The sequence below is a fragment of the Treponema primitia genome (genome assembly GCF_046533075.1).
Lineage (GTDB): Bacteria > Spirochaetota > Spirochaetia > Treponematales > Breznakiellaceae > Termitinema > Termitinema primitia_B.
The window spans coordinates 1-21,298 of the sequence record NZ_JAJQRB010000043.1; the positions used below are offsets into that span (position 1 = coordinate 1).

Below are 21,298 nucleotides of genomic sequence, written 5' to 3' on the forward strand. Positions count from 1 at the left end.
TACATTTACAATAATGTTTTGCTGCTGTACACTTGAAGCGCCGCTAATACCCAGCCCTCTCTTCTCCATTTCGTTGGCTACCGCCGATGCATAAGCTTGTTTTTTGCTTACCACTCTGGCCCCAATGGGGAATAACAGAAACGCACCCATTCTAACGTAAACTATACCAACAGGAATCCCTATGATGGATATAAAAGAAAGAATCCCAGCGGCTAAATATATGATTGTTAAGACCAACCCAATGGGGAACCAAATTATGTCCAGTATTATTGAAACAACCTTGCTTATCCCGGAGACGTGGGTTTTTCCCTTTAATTCAGTATCCCGGATGATTTCCTTGCCAAAAGGGAAGGCGGATAGTTTAGCAAACTCCAGGCAAGCTCTAGCGATGGGTAAGCCCACAATGGTAACGGCGAACAAGCCCGCCACGAGCAGCCAAACCAAGGCAAGTATAGCCCCGCCAAATACAAACCAAATAACGTTACCTAATGCCGACATAGTGTTCTCCTTATACAGCCATCATAGCATTGCGGTCTATCATATACCGATAGACTGAAATGATTTTATTGGTTTTTATCGGCGTGATGTAGGTTGGTTATACAAAAACAAGAGAACCGGCGTTATTACCGGTCCCTTGTATGCATTGTCTAATGATAATCGGACGTTGGCTTAGGCGTTCAAAAATTCAAAGTCTACTACTATGGGACAGTGATCAGAGAGACCCTTCCAACGTTTTTGTCCATATTCATTTTCTTCCCAATCATCTCGAATCTTAAAAGTCATGTTTTTTATACCATTGTTGAATTTTTCTGATATGAAGCAAAAATCGTTAGAATATAACTTCTTTTTACTAATAGAATAAAAAGTTTTCTTTGCTTCTTCAGGTAACCCAAGGGCACAATTTTTAAAACCTGCGAGATTTTTCACTAAGTCTGAATATCGTTCTGGATGCTCATCATTACTGCTAGTATTAAAATCGCCAATTATAACAACATTGTCGGTTGTTATGTTTTTATATTCTGGCCAATGTATCGCATCAACTATATTTTTGTCATAGAAAACAGGGACTGGTTTTGTCCAAACGGCTATCAGTATTATTTTTCGTTTTTCTATTGCTGTTGTTACTTTATACGGCACAACATAGCGAAATTTTCGGCTAAATTCATCGGTAAATTCAATTTTGCAGGTTTTAGAAAAAACGAGTATGCCCAGATCGCTATATTCTTGATCATCGCCATACCAATTTTTATATTTAAAATCCGATTTAAGAATACCCACATCCTCCCGTTTGCTCTCTTGTATAACAAAAATATCCGCATCAGGATATGCATTTACAATTACATCTTGCTTTTCTTTATTAAATCCATTTTGACAATTCCAACTCACTATCTTCAATTTGCCCATACCGTTCCTCCTATTTTCCACCATTATATCACCACTAATCCCACCGGTCAATCAAAAACCGCTTTGGTATTCACAATGTCGGTCGTGCTGTTGTAAGCGCCTTAAACGCTGATGCCGAAATGCCTACTTTTTCGCCTTCGGTTCCTTCGTGGTTAAAATCCCCTACAATCCCTATTTTTCATTTCGTTTTATCTGCCATCTCCCGTCGTTTTTTCAACGGCAATGGCCCGGGCCGATTCTCTGGTCCGGATCCTTGAGTGATAGGGTGGATTATTTTGAGGCGTTAAATAGGGTAAGAAAATCCGCCGGATTCAGAATGAAAAGTTCGTTCGGATAATGCCGGATGTTACCGGTAATGAGATATGCTCCGAGCTCTTTGGCGGTATCGTAAAAAATCCTGTCATCCTCGTCCGGCAGCGCAATGGTACTTGGCGATGGGGTATGGGAAATGCTGATTTTTTGCAGCAGGTCTATAAAACGCCTGACCTTATCCGGATCTATTTTTGATGCAAATTTTGATCGGCCCGCTACACCTTCATATTCAGTGAGTATGGCGGGGTTTTGACATATGGGTAATTTACCCTCGATAATTAGCCGTAAAATATCCGCCGGATTACCCTTTGATTTGATAAAGGCCGAGATAAGCACATTGGTATCAAGGACTGCAAGCACCTATTGGCCCCGTTTTTCTCTGCGATAGTCGCCTATCTCTTTATCAACCTCATCCATGGAAAGAGTATCCAGTCCCCCTCTGGCTGCCTGGAGCTGAATTCCATCCAATAGTTTCATGGCCTCTGCGCGGTTTAAAATATCAATGACGTCTTCAAAATCCTGATTGACAATATCAAGAACAAGCATTGAGGGCTTTCCGTTATTGGTAAGTACCAGTTTTCCCTCTTTTTTGAGAGCGGCCCGTGTTTTCCCGGGGGATGAATTGAATTCCCGGACAGAAATGAACTGCATATCAACCTCTTATTTTAAGTATATGCTTTATCTGCCCATTGTCAATCAATTGACAGTAAACTATCGGATTCGATAGATTTCGACTTTGCGGTTAAAATCCCCTACAACCCCTATCTTTAATTCCGCTTTATCTGCCATCGCCCGTCGGTTTTTTCAAACTGGGTTGAGGGGAGGGAGATCTGCCGGCCGTCTTCGGTGCTTAGTTTTACTGTGCCTACGACTACGTTGACCTCTATGACCTTCCAGAGGGATTCATCATAGTTTATTTTACAGCCCTCCTGGGGGATGAGCCGGCGCTGTTCATTGTAGAAATTGTGTTCGTAGGCGAGGCAGCAGAGGAGCCGGCCGCAGGGGCCGGAGATTTTCATGGAATTGAGGGAAAGGTTCTGGTCCTTGGCCATTTTTATGGAGACCGGTTTTAACTTGTCCGAAACCGCGTGGCAGCAGTAGGCCCGCCCGCAGACCCCAAGGCCGCCTACTACCCGGGATTCATCCCGAACCCCTATCTGCCGGAGTTCTATCCGTGTTTTAAAGATCCCCACCAGATCCTTTACCAGATCCCGAAAGTCTACCCGGTTTTCTGCGGTAAAGAAAAACAGAACCTTAGACTCCTCCAGGAGATAATGGACCGAGACGAGTTTCATCTCCAGCCGGTGGGTCTCGATCTTTTCCTTGCAGATTTTAAAGGCTTCTTTTTCCTGCTTCCGGTTATAGGCGGATTTATCCAGGTCTTCCGCAGAGGCGGGTCGTTCGATCCGGGCAACCTCTGAAAAGGAGGAGGAACTTTTGCGTTGAACCGGGCCGATTATCTGGGCCAGATCCTTGCCGTAGCGGGTGGGAACCAGAACCCAGCTTCCGTTGCCCAGGATATCTCCCTTGTAGAGGGCAAGAAAGGTTTCGTTGGAATAGGAGAGCCGGAGCCGGTACACCGGAGTATCCGGAGCCAGAGCTTCATCTCCGGCCACAACGATTACGTCGGTTTCCTCCAAGTCGGAGTCCGAAGGTTTATCCTCAAGGGCGGAGATATCTTCATCGGAAATATCTTCGTCATTATTTATGTCATCATAATCACCGGATTGGGCCACTGTATTTTCCTTTATATTCGTTTACTGTAATAAATCTACCAGGAGACCGGTGATTTCATCAAGCCGGGCCAACAGTTGAACCTGCCCAAGCTGACCGGAGAGTATTCCCGATGCGAGATCCTCCAGTTTTTTGTCTACCACTTCTATCTGAACTTTACGGCGTTTTTCGTGATTAAAAAGGTAGTTTTCCGTTTTTACCGTATAACCGTTTTCTACTATATAGTGTAAAAAATGCCGTACCGCCCGTTTGTACTGCTTTATCTCCTCCGCCAGGGGCCGCAGCCTTAAAGCATCACCGGCGCTGTGGACATCATCCAGCAATTCCTGGAGGACCTCTTCCGACGGGGGATAATCGGGTAGGGCCCCCGCTTCTTCCCCTTCCCGGACGCCCTTTTCTTCAAGCAGCCGGGAGAAGGGAGTCTTCTTAAGGGCTTTAACGGCGCCCTTGTCCTTGGGCTTTTGAGCCTCCCCCCGGGCTACGGTATAGGCGGCGGGATTAAAAATCGGCGCGCCGCCGGGGATGTCTATCTTATCCATTTACTTTTTCCGGGCGCAGGGAGAACCTTGAAAGGGCGGATTTTACCCCCTGGGCATCACGGTATTCGGCCACAGCCTTATCCCAGGCTTCCTCGCTCTGGCAAACGGTTACCTTACCGTGGATAAGGCAGCCCTCATCCGCCTGGATGCGCCGGGTGATGATGTCCCCCAGGACCAGCCCGGTATTGAGGATGATGATCCGCTCGCTGGCAAGGATATTGCCGTACACCACCCCGCCGATGGTTACGGTGGTACCGCCGATGTTGCTCTTCATCCGGGCCTTTTCGCCCACCACAACCCGGCCTCTGGCGCTGAGGTTCCCCCGTATGCTGCCGTCTACCCGGGTAAAACCGCCGGATTCAACGTCGCCGTCAATAGAAGAACCGGGGCCTAAAATAGTATTTATAGAAAAATCTTCGAGTCTGCCGTTGGACACCCTACCCCCGTTAAGTTCCCCAGGTCTACCGTGCGTTTTTTGCTATACTGGAACGGATATTGAGGTACTTGAAGGGATCCACCACGTCGGAACCGATATGAACCTCGTAGTGTAAATGGGGACCCGTGGAAAGTCCGGTATTTCCGATATAACCGATGGTTTCACCCTGCTGAACCCGCTGCCCGGTGGTTACCCGGAACTGCTGCATATGACCGTAGCGTGTATAGAACCCGTGTTTATGCTTAATGATAATGTAGTTTCCAAACCCCGTGGCATCGTAGTCCACGGTAACCACCTGCCCGTCCGCTGCCGCCACAATGGCGTCTCCCTGACGGTAGGTAGACATATCTATTCCCTTATGGATGTAATACTGACCCGTAAAGGGGTTCTCGTTTTGGCCAAAGAACATGGAAATATGGCCGATCCCGCCCTTGATGGGCCAAACGCTGGGGATTTCCGTGAGCAGCGCACTCTGAGAATCCAGGAGGGTACCGATTTCCTTAACCGGTTCCACCGCAGAGGCCAGGTATTCCGAAAGCCGGCGCACATCGTTTACTTCCTGGAGGGTACCTTCGGCGGTTTCTTTAATATCAAAAAAGGAGGAAAGATCCCCGGTCAGGGATGGGGCGGAGGCCTTATTTGACGGAGTATTCACCCCAAGGGCGGAAAGGGTATTTGAAAGGGCAGCCTCAAAACCCCGGGCGGTCCGCAAAAGCCGGGAAGTTTCGTCCCTAAGCTGATCCAGACTGGCCTGGGTGTTCTTTAGGCGGCCGTCTTTTTCCGCCACAATGCTTTTGGTATTGCTGTAAGAGGCGCCATACCAGAAAAATGCCCCCACAATGCCCACTAAAACCAGGGCTGCACAGCATATGGACAAAACGGTTACATGAAGGTTGTATACCCTTTTTTCCGAATGGGGGACCAAAACAACGGTATAGCGGCGGGTTAGGGCTCTAAAAATAGTCTGCAGGAAGGAGATGATCCCCTTACCAAACAAAAGGACCAGATTTTTAGCCTTTAAAACTAAGTTGTTTTCAAATCGTTTATATTCATGAACCGACGCCAATATACACCCCAATGTTAATTATCGGAACAAATTTGTATTTCAGGACACCAAAAAGTATAACACTCTATTACTGTTGTATCCTAAATATCTTTTTTTGTCAAATACTCTGTTTTGACAAAAAAGCAAGTAAAGACTATACTGTATCAGGATTTTATCTTAAAAAAACGAGATTTTCAATAAAAATGAAACATTTTTTGAGGATTGGGATAGCTTCTTTTGGTCTACTGTCCCTGGCGGCTTTTCTCGTTTCCCTCTACCTTGCCCGAGGTCTTTATAAAAGCACCTCCGATGACGCTGTTTCTCCCCGGAATTATCATTTTTCTCTTTACTTGCCCGATAACCGGAATTCTTTTTTTACCGGGATTATCCAGGGGGCGGAGCGGTCCGCGGCGGAGCTGAACGCGGCGATTTCCATCCATTCTATTGATCCGGCGAAAAACGAACTGGAAATGGCTTCCTATGCGGGGATTGATGGGGCCATCGTCTGCCCTTATTTGGAGGATGCCCTGGCCCGGCGGCAGTTGGACAAGCTGGGGAATCGGCAGATCCCGGTGGTGATCATCAACCACAATGTGCCCAATGATCAACCATGGCCTTTTATCGGGTCCAACAACTTTGATGTGGGCCGCAGGATCGGCCTTATGGCGGGAAGTATCAGCGAAGGGCCCCTGCGGCTGGCCCTGGTGTACAGCGATAAGGCCCCGGGGATATACGGTGAGCGGGAACTTGTGGAGATGGGGCTTAACGCGGCCCTTGGGGAACGGCTTGCCGCGCCGGTGCTGGGGCTGCGGACTAACCTGAACCCCCTGGACGCTGAGGAACTCCTCTACCGGCTCTTTCGGGCTAATCCGGATATCAATACCATCGTTTTTACGGATCCCAATGATACCCTCGCCGCCGCCCAGACCCTGGTTGATATGAACCTGGTGGGTCAGGTACATATCATCGGCTTTGGGGATGATCCGGGAATCCTGGAAAATATCCGCAAGGGGGTTATCGCCTGCAGCGTCCTTACCAACCCGGAACGGATAGGCTATGAGGCGGTTCGTTCCCTCTGGTCCCTGCGGCAGACCGGGTATACCCCCGCATCCATCGACACGGGGATAAAGATCATCGATGGAAGCAGCCTGTGAAAGTATCTTTGATACGGAGAATCCGTAATTCAATCAGTCTGCAAATGCTCCTGAGCAGTTTGGGAGTGTTTTTCATCCTGGTCCTTTCTACCGCCTATATCCTGTTTTCCTCCATGCGTCTCCAGACCGTTTCGGACCGGAGTTTTGAACGGGAACGGTTTATCACCTCCATCCGGAAGGGGCTGGAGGATTACCAGGGCCCTTTATTGAATTATCTTTCCACCCGTTCCTCCAACGCGCTCTCACAAATACTGATTGATACCCAAGCCCTGCGGTGGAAGCTTCCCACCTATATGCCCATCAACACGGACCAGACGGACCTTAAGGAGCGGGAACTCTACTCCCTGATCCGCTCCTACCTGGATCTGGCGGATCAGGCTATGGAAGAAAAACGGGGGCGGAATATTTCGGCCTATACCCGGATCTACGATGAGATGGCGGGGCTTTTGGAATATATCAACAGTGAGATAGATAAGATCAGTATTGAACGATCCCGGAACCAGATGGACGCCTATGGAATATTTATCGCCGATGCATGGTCGGTGCAGCTTTGGAACTTCCTGTTTATCATCTTTGTTTCTGTTTTTGCCACACTGATGCTGCTCAATTCTATCGGGCGGATCACCAGTCCGCTGGTCCGGCTTTCCGCCATGGCGGTGGAAATATCAGCGGGGAATTTTGACAGCAACGATATTGAAGCCAGTTCCGTGCAGGAAATGGATCAGTTGGTACAGGCCTTTAACCGGATGAAGCGGGACATCCACCAGTATATAGAAGAAATACGCCACCAGGAAAATATCAAACAGGAGTATATGCAGGAACGGATGCGGAATATGAAGATGGAGGGATTGATGCGGCACATGGAGATCTATGCCCTTCAGGCTCAGATGAATCCCCATTTTCTGTTCAACACCCTGAATACGGGGATGCAGCTTGCCATAGTGGAGGGGGCGGACCGAACCGGAGAATACATGGAATACCTGGCCAAGCTTTTCAGGCATATCATCCGGAATAAGGAAATCATTGTTCCCCTGCGGCACGAAATTGAAGGACTGAACTACTATTTCTACCTGTTAAAGGTACGGTTTCCCAAGAATCTGGATCTGATCCTGGACTGTGACGAGACTCTTCCGGATCGGTACAAGGTACCGGTGTCCATACTCCAGCCCCTGGTGGAGAACTGTGTGATCCATGCCTTTAAGGACAGCCCGGCCTATCCCGGGGAAAGTCCCTCCCGGCAATCCCGGATCAGGGTGAGCGCAGCCCTTGAGGAAGATCGGCTGGTTCTGCGGGTGCAGGATAACGGCAGCGGTATGGCAAGCGAAACCCGGGAAAAGCTGCTCCATCCCCAGTCGATAGACAAGTCCTCCCTGTCCCGGGTTATGGGCTTGGAAAACGTGATCCAGCGCTTGTATTTTTTCTATCCCGATGACCCCCTGGTGGTGGACATTGAAAGCGGCGAAAATGGGGTAGGGACTACCATCGTTATCCGCATCGATACCGGGAGGGTACCGTGTATAGAGTTTTGATCGTGGACGATGAGGAGCCGGTATTGGACAGCTATGAATTTATGCTGAAAAGTACCGCCGACTTTAGCCTGGCAGGAAAGGCCCGTACGGGTTATGAAGCCCTGGCGCTGATCTACGAGTTTGAGCCGGACCTGGTTTTTATGGATATCAATATTCCCGGTCTGGACGGTCTTGAGGTTATCGGCGAGGTCCGCAAAAAATTTGCCCCCATGGTCTTTATCCTTTCCACCGCCTATGAACGGTTTGATTTGGCTCAGCGGGCCATACCTCTGGGGGTGTTTGCGTATCTGGTTAAACCGGTATCGAAGAGAACTTTTTTTTCCACCCTGGATAATGTCAGGGAAGCCCTGGCGAACCGGGTTACCGAAGAAGGCCCCCAGGGTGATGATGAGATGGAAAGGCAATTCCTGCAGAAGACCATCTGGAAGGAGATGTCCCGGGATGATTGGGAGCGGTACCGGGAACGGTTTTGCCTGCCCTCGGACAGGGGGATAGTTCTGTTAATGGAACTGGACCGGGACGCGGAGTTGTGGTGTAAAAAAATTGCCGAACTGCTTTCCTTTCGCCACCACTGCCGCTGTGACGTGATGCTGAACCGCGGTCTTTTTCTGATCCTTGAAGATATCAGCCGGAATGTCCTGGAAGATCAGGTGACAGCAATACTACGGGATATTGATCTTCCCGAGGGCTCCTGTTATTACGGCATCGGCGAGGTACGGCCGGGGCAGCTCCTGTACCAGTCTTGTAATGGGGCGCTCCGGGAGTTGCAGAACCGGCTGAACCGGACCGATATGCTGCTCCGGGAACGGATGCGGATTATCCAGATTCGCCATAAGATCGGGATCGCCGGAGCGGAGGAGGTAAAGAAACTGTTTAGGTCCCTCTGGGAGGAGATCTTTACCTATTGTGATTTTACCCTGGCCAAGGCGAAGATGGCTGCCCTGTTTACGCTCCTTATCGACGACTGTACCGGGTGTTACGGCGCCCATTCGGGGGAGGAACCCCCCTTTAACCCCGCGGAGGAAATTCTGCCCCTGCGGGGATTGGCGGAATGGGAGACCTGGGCTTCCGATGCCTTTGGGAGGATACTTTTCCAGGCCACCCTGCACCGGTCCGGCCGCTTCCCCATGCCCCTCAGTAAAGCTGTCGAGTATATCCACGAACATCAGGCCGAAGGTATACAGCTCAGTTCCGTGGCCGAAGCCGCCCAGGTTTCCTCCGCTTACCTGAGCCGGCTTTTTTCGGAGCACCTTAAAACAAACTTTGTGGACTACCTTACGGAACTGCGTATGGAAAAGGCGGAGAAGCTTATCATGGAGGGGAAGATGAATGTCAAGGCGGTCGCCTTTGCGGTGGGATATCAGGACCCAAATTACTTCAGCAAGATATTTAAGAAGATCACCGGGGTTCTTCCCACGGTATATGCGGCGGAGAAGCGGGGGGAAGGGTGAAGAAAACAGCGGGGCGCGGGTTTCTTTTTTTAATAGTACTGGTGTTTCTGTCGTGTGTGGGGAGGAAAGATAATTCCGGGGCAGCCCCAACGCCGCTCTTGCCGGCTGCGGTTGCGGGTCGGAGCGAGGGCGTCCCCGAGGCGGGCGGGGAAAAGCGGGTGACCATTGGGCTCTCGGTGGCCACGGCGACTTTTATTATTGAGCGGTGGAACAAGGATGTAAAAGTGTTTTCCGGGGCTGCCCAGGGACTGGGGGCGGATGTGTTGGTCCAGCTTTCCGCCGGGGGGACCCGGGAGCAGATTGCACAGATAAACTATATGGCGAACCAGAAAATAGATATCCTGGTGGTGATTACCCACGACTCGGAGGCTATAGCCGGAGCGATCAAACAGGTACGGGACGCGGGGATTCCGGTTATCGCCTATGACCGGTTGATCCTGGGGACTCCCATCGACGCCTATATCTCCTTTGACAGCAGGGAAGTGGGCCGCCAGTTCGGCAGGGCCCTGAAGGAGGCGGTTCCCCGGGGTACCTATCTTGTGGTAAACGGTTCGGTTCACGATATTAACAGCTTTGATATCAGCGAAGGGCTGCATGAGATCCTCGATCCGGATATTGCGGCCGGCAGGATAGGGATAGAACGGGAGATATGGCTTGAGGAGTGGAGCTTTGACGAAGCCCTGGAAACCATCGGGGCTATCTTTGAAGAAACCACCGCCTATGACGCCATTGTCTGCGGCAACGACAGCATAGCTAACGCGGCGATACAACTCTTATCGGAACGGCGCCGGGCCGGGGAAGTGGTAGTGGTAGGCCAGGACGCGGAGCTTATCAGCTGCCAGCGGGTGGTGGAGGGACTCCAGCTTATGACGGTGTATAAGCCCATCGGGAAACTTGCCGCCCGGGCCGCCCGGCTTGCCATGGCTATGGCGGAGAAGCGGGACTACCCTTCGGATGGCCTGATAGATAACCATAGCAGCGCCATGATCCCCGCGTATATCGAGATGCCCATTGCGGTGAACAGACACAATATGGATGTGGTGATACGGGACGGATTCCACTCCCGGGAAGATATTTACCGCAATGTGCTAAACGGGGGAGATTAAGCAGGTAAAATAATGATATCAAAATATTCCCCTTTTTTCGAGTTGTCTTCCGAATGGAAAGATAATTCTTTATTTTTGTCAAAATATTACGATTTCGGAAAATCGGATTTTGCCTACATAATAAACAATAGTTCATTTATTCTGGAGGAATAAAAATGAAAAAGCTTTGTACGAGTCTTGTAATTCTCCTTGCTGCCGCTTCTATGGCCTTTGTGGGCTGTAACAAGAAGAGCAGCGTCAGCGAAACTTCGGCAGCTCCTGCCGCCGGCCCCACGGCCCTGATCGGTCTTGCCATGCCCGAAACCCATGTACTGCGATGGCAGAAAGACGGCGTGTCCCTCAAAGCCTTCGCGGAAGCCAAGGGTTACCGTGCGGAAGTTGCCTACGGCGATGCGGACCAGAGCCAGCAGAACCGGCAGGTCCAGGGTTTCCTGACCCAAGGCGCAAAACTGCTCATAATTGGCAACGTCAATGACGGCGTCAATTCGGTGGTTGCCGAAGCCGCCCGGGACAAGGTTGCGGTAATCGCCTATGACCGGCTTATCATGGGCTCTGCGGATTATGATTACTACATCACCTTTGATAACTTCAAGGTCGGCCAGTTCCAGGGTCAGGGCATCGAAACCGCGCTCAACCTCAAGAGCGCCACCGCCGCCAGCCCCAAGAACATTACCCTGTTCGCCGGCTCTCCCACGGATAATAACTCCAAGTTCTTTTTTGACGGCGCCATAAGCGTGCTTAATCCCTACATCAAGAGCGGCGTCCTCAAGGTGGTTGGTCCCTATCCCGAGACCTCCGCCGATGCTGCCAACTTTACCCGTATCGCCACCGAAAACTGGCAGGCCCCTATCGCCAAGACCCGGATGGAAAACCTTCTCAGCAACGACGCCCGGGCCGTAACCCTGGACGCGGTGCTCGCCCCCAATGACACCTTGGCCCGGGCCATCATCGAAGCCTGTCTGGCGGATGCCAAATATACCGGCAGCGGCAAGCTCCCGGTAGTTACCGGTCAGGATGCGGAATTTGATTCCGCCCTGTCTATTAAGAACGGTCAGCAGTACATGACCGTGTTCAAGGATACTACCAAGCTGGCGGAAGCCGCCATCATCCTGGCGGATCAGATCCTCAAGGGTCAGACCCCCAATATCCCCGGCGCTTCCCTTGCCTCAGGCAGCCTGACCAGCATCGGCGACACGGGCAAAAAGGTGGTAAAGGCCTACCTGCTTGAACCGGTAATTGTCACCAAGGACAATATTTCCGTTCCGGTGAACGCCAAGTTTTATACCGATGCCGAATCGGCCCAGCTCAAATAGTGATACTATTCGTGTTTGATGTGTAATCCGGAGGAAGCGGGATGAGGAAAATTCTTCGCCCGCTTCCTTTTGCAGTAAAGGATGAACCATGAGCGGTGAATACATACTGGAGATTGAAGATCTTACCAAGGAATTTCCCGGGGTGCGGGCCCTTGATAAGGTTAATCTGAAGGTGAAGAAGGGTGAGATCCATTCTCTCTGCGGAGAAAACGGCGCGGGCAAATCGACCCTGATGAGCGTTATCAGCGGGGTCTATCCCAAGGGCTCTTACGACGGGAAAGTTTTTTTTAAGGGTAAGGAAACTAATTACCACAACGTCAAGGACAGTGAAAAGGAGGGGCTTGCCATTATCCATCAGGAACTGGCCCTGAGTCCCTATCTGTCAATTTATGAAAATATTTTTCTTGGGCATATGAAAACCCGGTTTGGAATTATCCACTGGGATCAATATATACGTGAATCAAAAAAATATCTGACCCGGGTGGGTCTTAACGAGAACCCCGCTACGGTGGTCAGTAAGCTGGGGATTGGCAAGCAGCAGCTGGTGGAGATAGCCCGGGCGCTTTCCAAACAGGTTGAACTCCTCATCCTGGACGAGCCCACATCATCCCTGAACGATGATGAAAGCGCCAAGCTGTTGGACCTGATGCTGGAATTCAAAGCCCAGGGTATAACTTCGGTGATGATATCCCATAAGCTGAACGAAGTCCTCAGGGTGGCCGACACGGTAACGGTACTGCGGGACGGGAAATCCATTTCTTCCTTTGATGTAAAGGCGGATAAGCTCACCGAGGACATGATCATCCGTGACATGGTGGGCAGGGATCTTACCCACCGTTTCCCGGAGCGGAAATCTTCCCCGGGGGAAACCATACTGGAAGTGAAAGACTGGACCGTCTATCATCCGGAATACCATACTATTAAGGTTGTGGACAATGTTTCTTTTTATCTGCGGAAGGGGGAAATTCTCGCCTTCTGCGGCCCCATGGGCGCGGGGCGTACCGAGCTGATGATGAGTGTCTACGGCAAATCCTACGGTTCCCGCAGTGAAGGTGAGGTGTACATTAAGGGAAACCGGGTAAACCTGCATTCCGCCAAGGAGGCTATTAGCGCGGGGCTTGGCTATGTATCGGAGGACCGGAAGAGTCTGGGGCTCATTTTAATCCAGGATATAAAAACGAATATCTCCCACTCCAGCCTGGATAAGATTTCCCGGTTTGGGGTGGTGAATAGCCAGCAGGAAATTGAGGAGGCGGAGAAGTACCGCAGGGAACTGCGGATAAAAACTCCGTCGATAAACCAGCTTACCCGGAACCTCTCCGGCGGGAACCAGCAGAAGGTGGTGGTAAGCCGAACCCTTTTGGCGGACCCGGATATCTTTATTGTGGATGAGCCTACCCGGGGCATTGATGTGGGGGCGAAATCGGAAATCTACGATATCCTGAATGACCTGGTAAAGGCGGGCAAGAGTGTTATCATGATAAGTTCCGAACTTCCCGAAGCCCTGGGGATGGCGGACCGGATCTATGTTATGAACGAGGGAAAGATAAAGGGTATGCTTATGCATGAAGAGGCGACCCAGGAAAAAATTATGCGTATGGCGCTGGTAGGATAGAACTGTTTAAGGGGAGTGTATCATGAGTGATGGGGCAAGGGAAAAAACGAGTATTTCTGCGCTGATAAAGAGCAATATCAGGAACTATTCTATGTTTATCATACTGGTTCTGATCCTGATCGTTTTCGGTTTTCTGACCAACTGGATCAATTTCAGTTCCCGGAATATTTCTTATATTTTTATCCAGTACAGTTATGTGCTTATCCTGGCGGTAGGTATGGTGCAGGTTATTATCATAGGGGGCATCGATCTTTCGGTCGGTTCGGTCTGCGCCTTTGTGGGGGCCATCAGCGCCATGGTGTACAACACCGGTGTGGGGATGCCCGTAACATTACTGGCGGCCCTGGTTATGGGACTGATCATCGGTATGTTCCAGGGGGCCTGGATAGCCTACGCAAATATTCCGGCCTTTATCGTGACCCTGGCGGGGATGCTCCTCTTCCGGGGGCTTACCTACATCATTACCAAGGTAAACCCCATAGCCCTGAAGGACGATGGGTATAAGCAGATGGCTTCCGGGTCCTTCGATATCCCGGGGCTGGAGATCAACGGTTTCCATTTTACCGCATTAATCATAGGGCTGTTAGTTTTTGTACTCTTTATTGCTGCGGAAATCATAACCCGGCGGAGCCGGATCAAAAATCATTTTGACATTGCCCCTGCCCCTATAATGCTGGGGAAGGTTGTGATTGTCGGCGTCCTGCTCCTGAGCCTGAGCCAGCGTTTTGCCACGTACCGGGGCCTTCCGGTGGTGGTGATTGTTCTGGCCATCACCATATTGGTGTTTCATTTTATGATGAAAAACACCGTCCTCGGACGGTATATCTACGCCGTTGGAGGCAATGCCCGTTCGGCAAAACTTTCGGGTATCAACTCGGAGCTGATAGTCTTTGTCGTGTTCTGCATCATGGGTGTACTGACCGGCCTTGCGGCGGTGGTCTCCACGGGGTACATGAACTCCGCCCTTCCCCAGGCGGGGAACCTCTTTGAGATGGATGCCATTGCGGCCTGTTATATAGGCGGTGTTTCCGCTTCCGGCGGCATCGGAACCGTGGTAGGGGTCATCGTGGGCGCCCTGGTGATGTCCGCCATCAACAACGGTATGTCCCTGATGAACCTGGGGCAGCATTACCAGTATGTAGTTAAGGCTATCATCCTGCTCCTGGCGGTATTCTACGATGTATATTCCCGGCGTAAGGCCGGATTGGGTTGACAGTCCCGGGGTATTGCATATATCCGCAATCCTTGCTATCTTATCTCAATTACAGGCGTCTATTATCGTTTTTTCCATAATATAATGATATAGTCAATCGACTCAGTTTATGGCTAAGGAGTATGTAGAAAAATGGGCATCGATATAACCAAGATGCGGAACATTGGAATCAGCGCGCATATTGACTCGGGGAAAACCACCCTTTCGGAGCGGATTTTGTTCTATTGTGACAAGATCCATGCTATCCACGAAGTTCGGGGAAAAGACGGGGTTGGGGCTACCATGGACCACATGGAACTTGAGCGGGAGCGGGGAATTACGATTCAGTCCGCCGCAACCCAGGTTGAATGGAAGGATTATACCATCAACTTGATTGATACACCCGGACACGTGGACTTTACCATTGAGGTTGAGCGCTCCCTGCGGGTGCTGGACGGGGCGATTCTGGTGCTTTGCGCGGTGGGCGGGGTTCAGTCCCAGTCCATTACCGTAGACCGGCAGTTAAAGCGCTACCATGTTCCCCGGATTGCCTTTGTTAATAAGTGCGACCGTACCGGGGCGAACCCCTTTAAGGTCCGGCTCCAGCTCCGGGAAAAACTGGGGCTCAATGCGGTGATGATCCAGATTCCCATCGGGCTTGAGGATAAGCTTGAGGGGCTGGTGGACCTGGTCACCATGAAGGCGGTGTACTTTGACGGTGACTCGGGGACCGAACTTCGGTATGCGGAGATTCCCCCCCACCTTAAGGCGGATGCGGAAAAGTTCCGGGAAGAGATGATCGACGCGGTTTCCCTCTTTTCCGACGATTTAGCGGAGAAATTCCTGGGAGGGGAGGATATCCCCGAGGAGCTGATCCATGCGGCTATCCGTAAGGGGACCTTGGCGGAACAGTTTGTGCCGGTGATGATCGGCTCGGCCTATAAAAATAAGGGTATTCAGACCCTGCTGGATGCGGTGGGCAGCTACTTGCCCAACCCCACGGAGGTAAAGAATTACGCCTTGGATCTGGACCACGGGGAGGAGCGGAAGGAGCTTATTTCCGAGGAAAAGAGTCCCACGGTGGCCCTGGGCTTTAAGCTTGAGGACGGCCAGTATGGCCAGCTTACCTACGTGCGGATCTACCAGGGTTCGCTGAAAAAAGGTGAGGAGCTTATCAACACCCGGGCCCGGAAGAAGTTTAAGGTGGGCCGGCTGGTACGTATGCACTCCAACGATATGGAAGACATTACCGAAGGAGCGCCCGGGGATATTGTGGCCCTCTTCGGCGTTGAATGCGCCTCCGGGGACACCTTCTGCGGTGGTGGTCTTAACTACGCCATGACATCCATGTTTGTCCCCGAACCGGTTATCTCCCTGGCTATCAATCCTAAGGATAAGAAGTCGGCGGACCAGATGGCCAAGGCGCTGAACCGCTTTACTAAAGAAGACCCCACATTCCGTACCTTTGTGGACCAGGAATCCAATCAGACCATCATCCAGGGCATGGGGGAACTCCACCTGGAAGTCTACATTGAACGGATGCGCCGGGAGTACAAGTGCGAGGTGGAGACCGGGATGCCCCAGGTGGCCTACCGGGAAGCCATTCAGTCGCGGTCGGATTTTAACTACACCCACAAGAAACAGACCGGTGGTTCCGGCCAGTACGGTAGGGTGGCGGGTTATATGGAACCCTATAGCGATGGTGACTACGAATTTGTGGACAACATCAAGGGCGGGTCCATCCCCAACGAGTTCATCCCCAGCTGCGATAAGGGCTTTAAAGAAGCGGTTAAGCGGGGCAGCCTCATCGGGTTCCCCATCGTCAACATCCGCTGTGTGATCAACGACGGAGCGTCCCATCCGGTGGACTCCTCGGACATAGCCTTCCAGTTGGCGGCCATCGGCGCTTTCCGGGAGGCCTATAACAAGGCTAAGCCCTGTATCCTGGAGCCTATCATGAAGGTCTCCGTTGAGGGTCCTACGGAATTTCAAGGAAATATTTATGCCTCAATTAACCAGAGGCGTGGTATAATATCCGCATCCACCGAGGATGGAACCTTCTCCCGTGTGGAGGCCGAGGTTCCCCTAAGCGAAATGTTTGGCTATTCCACGGTACTTCGATCCTTGACCCAGGGTAAGGCCGAGTTCTCCATGGAATTTGAAAAGTACGGTAAAGTTCCGTCCAGCATTTCCGAAGCCCTCGTTAAGGAATACGAGGAAAAACGAAGAAAAGAGCAGGGAAGGTAGCAAAAATGGTTAAGCAGGAACTGATACAGAGGAGTCCGGTGAGGATCTTCGAGAAATCCATCCACGGCGGGCTTGGAGCCGGGGAGGTGGGGATTATTTCTTCCCAGAGCGGTATCGGCAAGACTTCGGTGCTGGTACAGATCGCCCTGGACAAACTGTTGCAGACCAAAAAGGTCATTCACGTATCCTTTACCCAGCATACCGACTATGTTTTGGCTTGGTACGAGGATATTTTCGATGAATTTATCAAAAAGAAGAACCTGGAAAATGCCCGGGATGTTAAAAACGAGCTGATAAAGAACCGGGTCCTGATGAATTTTAACCAGGACGGGGTTACGGGGGATCAGATACTCCGGAGCCTCCGGGCGATGATCGTGGACGGGGGCTTTAAGGCCGAAGCGTTGATCATCGACGGCTTCGACTTTACCAAGATGAGCCGGGAACGGCTGGCTGCGATTAAAAGCTTTGCCAAGGAGCAGGGGTTTTCGGTCTGGTACAGCTGCACCGTTAAGGGTGAAAGCGCTGCCTACGACAAAAAGAGCATTCCCCTGGTGATCGGTGATTTTGTGGATCTGGTGGATGTGGTGATCGTCCTTGAACCCAAACAGGATCATATCGCCCTCACGGTGTCTAAAGACCGGGATACCTATAACCCGGAACACCTGGCCCTCAAACTGGACCCCAAGACACTGCTTATTCTTGAGGAATAAGGTTTTTTAATGCCGAAGAGGCTAATCCCCGGGCTGGTAATACCGGCGGTATGTATCATCCTGGGAATTTCCTGTACCTCATCGGGAGAGGCGAAGGCGCTTGATTCGACAAACGCCGCCAGACGGTGGGTGGAGTTGTTTCCCCAGCGGGGGCATAGCTTCGCGGTATCCTCCGTCGCCTATAGCCCCAACGGTAGGTTTATCGTTTCCGGTTCTGCGGATAGTACGGTCAAAATTTGGAGCCTTGAAACCGGCCGGGAAATATGGACCTTGCCGGAACATGATTCTATGGTAAAATCCGTAAGCTACAGCCCCGATGGCCGGTTTATCGCCTCGGGTTCCGCGGATAATACTATCAAAATATGGGGCGTTGAAAACGGCGAGGACTTAAAGACCCTTTCCGGACATACCTCAGTGGTCAACTCCATCGCCTATAGCCCCGACGGGCGTTTTCTCGTTTCCGGATCAAGCGACAGGACCATCAAAATTTGGGATATTGAAAGCGCTAAGGTCCTGCAAACCCTTTCCGGACATTCTTTGTGGATAAATTCCGTAAGTTACAGCCCCGATGGCAGGACTATCGCTTCCGGTTCCAGGGATAATACCGTAAAACTGTGGAACGCCGAAACCGGCAGGGAGCTGCGGACCCTCTCCGGACACACCGATGAGGTGGATGCCCTCCGGTGGAGCCCGGACGGCAAGTTTATCGCCACCGGTTCTTCGGACAATACTATCAAAATATGGGACGCCGGAAACGGCCGGGAGCTTCGTACTCTTACCGGGCATACCGGGGTGGTACGGACCCTGGACTACAGTCCCGACGGCAAGTTTATCGCTTCCGGTTCCAGTGTAGATTCGACCATCAGGATATGGGATGCCGCAACCGGGGCGGAACTCCGGAGCTTTGGTTCCACCGGTATAGAAACCCTAAGCTACAGCCCCAATGGCAGGTTTATTGCCTCAGGCTGTCTGGACAATACCATACGGCTATGGGAAGCCTCGACGGGCCGGGAAACCCTAAGCTTGGTGGGCCGATCCTCCTGGGTGCGGGCCCTGGCCTACAGTGCCGACGGCAGATATATTGCCTCCGGCTCAACGGACCGGACCGTCCGGATTAGGGAAACCGGAAGCGGACGGGAAACCCTGACTATCCCGGGACACACCGCTTCTGTGCGTGCGGTGGCTTACAGTCCTGACGGCAAGTATGTCGCTTCCGGCGCTGCGGACAGTTCAATTAGAATATGGGATGCCGCAAGCGGCCGGGAACTGCAAATCCTCCTTGGACATTCTTCTATAGTAAAATCAGTAGCCTACAGTCCCGATGGACAGTATCTCATCTCCGGTTCATCGGATGCCACCATTAAAGTATGGGAGCCCCTGAGTGGTAAGGAACGATGGACCTTTACCGGACATTCCGACGGGGTTAACTCGGTGGCCTATAGCCCCGATGGTACGAACATTATTTCCGGGGCTGCGGATAACACCATTAAAATATGGAATGTGGCAAGCGGATCAGCTTCGGCGACACTTCAGGGTCATACTTCCCCGATAATATCCCTTAGTTATAGTCCGAACGGCCGGCACATCGCCTCCGGTTCTATGGACGGGACCCTCAGGGTATGGGATGCCGAGGGGGGTAAGGGGATATGGACCAGTCCGGGCTATTCGGATCATATAAAATCCGGCCTTGCCTACAGTCCCAACGGCAGATTCATAGCCGCCGCCTTGAAAGACAAAACCATCGGGATATTTGACGCCGAAACCGGCCGGAAGCTTAGGAACCTGTCGGGGCATACCGGCGAAGTATATGACCTTGTCTATAACCCTAAGGGATTACTGCTGGTTTCCGCTTCCCTGGATGGGACCACCCGTACCTGGGATACCACAACGGGCCGGGAAATTACCCAAAGTATCAGCTTTAACGACGGCGAGTGGATCAGTATTACCCCCGATGGGTATTACACCGCATCCATCAAGGGTGATAGGTACTTCAATGTCCGGGTGGGTAAGGATGTTTATGGGTTGGAGCTCTACCGCCCGGCCTTTTATAATCCCTCCATAGTTCGTACCCGGCTTCAGGGCCGAAAAATTCGGAATTCCCGGTCTCTCCACAATATTAATACCTTTGGTATTCCCCCTGCCCTTAGTATCAATTTTGTCGCGAGACTATCCGTAAGGGCCAGCGATCAAAACTTCCCCCTGCAAAGTTTCAGGGTCTACCTGAACGACAAACTTATTGGGGCGGACAAGATGGGCGGCCTTGCCGGGCCTGGCCTTAAGACGGCGCCCGAGGGGATCAATGTGACGGGAAAGCTTAAGGAGGCGGAGTTTGAACTGCCCCTGGATCTGGATGCCGGAACGAACAGGATTGATGTGACGGTCTTTAACGGCCATACCGAAGGCCGGGCCTCCCTAACGGTGGAACGGCCCCAGGGCAGTAAAAAGGAAGAGGCGCTCCCCAATCTCCGGATTCTCTCCATTGGGGTCAGCCGTTATGATGAGCCCCGGATAAACCACCTGGGGTTCGCGGTTTTTGACGCCCGGGAAATGGTCAACGCATTTAAAGCCCAGGAGGGAAAACTGTACGGAACCGTGACCGGCGCCCTTATCGCCACCGGGGAGCTGCAGCCTCCGACAAAAAACAATATCACCCGTGAACTGGGGAACTTTTTTAAGGGAGTCAGCTCCCAAGACACAGTAATACTGTTTCTTTCCGGACACGCCGTGAATGACGATGATGGAAACTATTATTTCCTCCCTTCGGATATACGGCTTACCCCGGACGGTTCCATACCCTATGCGGAAGCCCTGTCCTGGGAGACAATTGCCGCAGCCCTGGATGTGCCGGGGAGAAAATTGCTGTTCATCGACTCTTCCCATTCCGCAGGAGTATCCGCCGGGAATATCCGCCCTGTGGATACTACCCGGCTTGCCGTGGATCTAAAGCCCCTCCGGTCCCTGCTTTTTACTTCCAGCCGGGGGGATGAACTTTCCCTGGAAAGTATCGATTATAAGCTCGGCCTGTTCACCTATGCCATTATTGAAGGTATGAACGGAGAAGCGGATTTGAATAAAAACGCATTGATAAGCATGAGGGAGCTGGACTCCTTTGTATCGAAAAAGGTATTAGCGCTTTCCAATGGAACCCAGCATCCCTCGATTATCGGTCTTGAGGACTATGCGGAATTTAACCTCGCGGGGACGAAATAAATCAGCTGAACTTTTCCCAGGCGACCAGCTTTTCCGGAGGGTGGCGCTGGGTATGCCTATCCGTCGGGACCGCGTTATCCGCGGGGTAACCAAGGATTAGCAGAGCTGTGGGAACCAGGTTCTCCGGGATGGCGAATTCCGCTATGAGCTTAGCGGGATCGAAGAACATTACCCAGAGGGTACCCAGACCAAGCTCCACCGCCTGGTACATAAGCTGGGTGGTTACGATACTGGCGTCCACTTCGCCGCTCTTGGCGCCATCGTATTTCCGGACCCAGCATTCGTTTTTATCGTAACAGAC

At 51.6% G+C, this 21,298-nt stretch carries 19 protein-coding genes; 10 read left to right on the forward strand and 9 right to left on the reverse strand.

The features are described from left to right. The 8 genes from LQZ19_RS07770 to LQZ19_RS07805 all read right to left on the reverse strand — a co-directional run. Positions 1-498: YccF domain-containing protein (locus LQZ19_RS07770; protein WP_411047102.1), on the reverse strand; the 498-nt coding region annotated here is incomplete at its 3' end. Between the two features lie 171 nt (positions 499-669). After that, entirely contained in the window at positions 670-1,404 is a 735-nt protein-coding gene (locus LQZ19_RS07775; RefSeq protein WP_411047103.1) for an endonuclease/exonuclease/phosphatase family protein, read from the reverse strand. Positions 1,405-1,674: 270 nt separating this feature from the next. Beyond that, a complete protein-coding gene (locus LQZ19_RS07780; protein ID WP_411047104.1) occupies positions 1,675-2,076 on the reverse strand; it encodes a putative toxin-antitoxin system toxin component, PIN family in 402 nt (133 codons plus the stop codon). Further along, entirely contained in the window at positions 2,077-2,367 is a 291-nt protein-coding gene (locus LQZ19_RS07785) for a hypothetical protein (protein WP_411047105.1), read from the reverse strand. It abuts the gene before it with no gap. A 116-nt stretch (positions 2,368-2,483) separates the two neighbouring features. Then, entirely contained in the window at positions 2,484-3,452 is a 969-nt protein-coding gene (locus LQZ19_RS07790; protein WP_411047106.1) for a PSP1 domain-containing protein, read from the reverse strand. 21 nt (positions 3,453-3,473) lie between these two features. Then, entirely contained in the window at positions 3,474-3,989 is a 516-nt protein-coding gene (locus tag LQZ19_RS07795) for a YaaR family protein (protein WP_411047107.1), read from the reverse strand. Beyond that, positions 3,982-4,425 (reverse strand): bactofilin family protein, encoded by a 444-nt coding sequence (locus tag LQZ19_RS07800; RefSeq protein WP_411047108.1) that lies wholly within the window; start codon positions 4,423-4,425, stop codon positions 3,982-3,984. The genes LQZ19_RS07795 and LQZ19_RS07800 overlap by 8 nt, the downstream gene beginning before the upstream one ends. Positions 4,426-4,450: 25 nt before the next feature. Continuing rightward, positions 4,451-5,491: a M23 family metallopeptidase gene (locus tag LQZ19_RS07805; protein ID WP_411047109.1), complete on the reverse strand. Its 1,041-nt coding sequence runs from the start codon at positions 5,489-5,491 to the stop codon at positions 4,451-4,453. A 182-nt stretch (positions 5,492-5,673) separates the two neighbouring features. On the opposite strand from LQZ19_RS07805, the gene LQZ19_RS07810 reads away from it, so the two are divergent. From LQZ19_RS07810 to LQZ19_RS07855, 10 genes are all read left to right on the forward strand, one after another. Then, complete coding sequence (locus LQZ19_RS07810) at positions 5,674-6,624, forward strand: sugar ABC transporter substrate-binding protein (RefSeq protein WP_411047110.1); 951 nt, start codon at positions 5,674-5,676, stop codon at positions 6,622-6,624. Further along, positions 6,621-8,153, forward strand: a complete 1,533-nt coding sequence (locus tag LQZ19_RS07815) for a sensor histidine kinase (RefSeq protein WP_411047111.1) — start codon at positions 6,621-6,623, stop codon at positions 8,151-8,153. Before LQZ19_RS07810 ends, LQZ19_RS07815 begins: the two co-directional genes overlap by 4 nt. Further along, positions 8,138-9,604: a response regulator transcription factor gene (locus tag LQZ19_RS07820; RefSeq protein WP_411047112.1), complete on the forward strand. Its 1,467-nt coding sequence runs from the start codon at positions 8,138-8,140 to the stop codon at positions 9,602-9,604. Before LQZ19_RS07815 ends, LQZ19_RS07820 begins: the two co-directional genes overlap by 16 nt. Beyond that, positions 9,601-10,710 carry a substrate-binding domain-containing protein gene (locus LQZ19_RS07825; RefSeq protein ID WP_411047113.1) on the forward strand — a complete coding sequence of 370 codons (1,110 nt, stop codon included), beginning with the start codon at positions 9,601-9,603 and terminating at the stop codon, positions 10,708-10,710. Before LQZ19_RS07820 ends, LQZ19_RS07825 begins: the two co-directional genes overlap by 4 nt. Positions 10,711-10,865: 155 nt before the next feature. Continuing rightward, complete coding sequence (locus LQZ19_RS07830; RefSeq protein WP_411047114.1) at positions 10,866-12,023, forward strand: sugar ABC transporter substrate-binding protein; 1,158 nt, start codon at positions 10,866-10,868, stop codon at positions 12,021-12,023. Positions 12,024-12,111: 88 nt separating this feature from the next. After that, positions 12,112-13,638 (forward strand): ATP-binding cassette domain-containing protein, encoded by a 1,527-nt coding sequence (locus LQZ19_RS07835; RefSeq protein WP_411047115.1) that lies wholly within the window; start codon positions 12,112-12,114, stop codon positions 13,636-13,638. 22 nt (positions 13,639-13,660) lie between these two features. After that, positions 13,661-14,851: an ABC transporter permease subunit gene (locus tag LQZ19_RS07840; RefSeq protein WP_411047116.1), complete on the forward strand. Its 1,191-nt coding sequence runs from the start codon at positions 13,661-13,663 to the stop codon at positions 14,849-14,851. Between the two features lie 132 nt (positions 14,852-14,983). Beyond that, positions 14,984-17,077 carry an elongation factor G gene (gene fusA / locus LQZ19_RS07845; RefSeq protein WP_411047117.1) on the forward strand — a complete coding sequence of 698 codons (2,094 nt, stop codon included), beginning with the start codon at positions 14,984-14,986 and terminating at the stop codon, positions 17,075-17,077. Between the two features lie 5 nt (positions 17,078-17,082). Further along, entirely contained in the window at positions 17,083-17,787 is a 705-nt protein-coding gene (locus LQZ19_RS07850) for a hypothetical protein (protein WP_411047118.1), read from the forward strand. Positions 17,788-17,796: 9 nt separating this feature from the next. Next, complete coding sequence (locus LQZ19_RS07855; protein WP_411047119.1) at positions 17,797-20,997, forward strand: WD40 domain-containing protein; 3,201 nt, start codon at positions 17,797-17,799, stop codon at positions 20,995-20,997. Position 20,998: 1 nt separating this feature from the next. Here LQZ19_RS07855 and LQZ19_RS07860 read toward each other — a convergent pair. Next, positions 20,999-21,298, reverse strand: a 300-nt coding sequence (locus LQZ19_RS07860) for a nitroreductase family protein (protein WP_411047120.1), incomplete at its 5' end; no start/stop codon positions are given.

Excerpts from the sequence above, each read along its gene's own strand:
- LQZ19_RS07850 (WP_411047118.1), top strand. The coding sequence starts at position 17,083 with ATGGTTAAGCAGGAACTGATACAGAGGAGTCCGGTGAGGATCTTCGAG.
- LQZ19_RS07785 (WP_411047105.1), bottom strand. The coding sequence starts at position 2,367 with ATGCAGTTCATTTCTGTCCGGGAATTCAATTCATCCCCCGGGAAAACA.
- LQZ19_RS07830 (WP_411047114.1), top strand. The coding sequence starts at position 10,866 with ATGAAAAAGCTTTGTACGAGTCTTGTAATTCTCCTTGCTGCCGCTTCT.
- LQZ19_RS07810 (WP_411047110.1), top strand. The coding sequence starts at position 5,674 with ATGAAACATTTTTTGAGGATTGGGATAGCTTCTTTTGGTCTACTGTCC.
- fusA (WP_411047117.1), top strand. The coding sequence starts at position 14,984 with ATGGGCATCGATATAACCAAGATGCGGAACATTGGAATCAGCGCGCAT.
- LQZ19_RS07795 (WP_411047107.1), bottom strand. The coding sequence starts at position 3,989 with ATGGATAAGATAGACATCCCCGGCGGCGCGCCGATTTTTAATCCCGCC.
- LQZ19_RS07835 (WP_411047115.1), top strand. The coding sequence starts at position 12,112 with ATGAGCGGTGAATACATACTGGAGATTGAAGATCTTACCAAGGAATTT.
- LQZ19_RS07855 (WP_411047119.1), top strand. The coding sequence starts at position 17,797 with ATGCCGAAGAGGCTAATCCCCGGGCTGGTAATACCGGCGGTATGTATC.
- LQZ19_RS07840 (WP_411047116.1), top strand. The coding sequence starts at position 13,661 with ATGAGTGATGGGGCAAGGGAAAAAACGAGTATTTCTGCGCTGATAAAG.
- LQZ19_RS07775 (WP_411047103.1), bottom strand. The coding sequence starts at position 1,404 with ATGGGCAAATTGAAGATAGTGAGTTGGAATTGTCAAAATGGATTTAAT.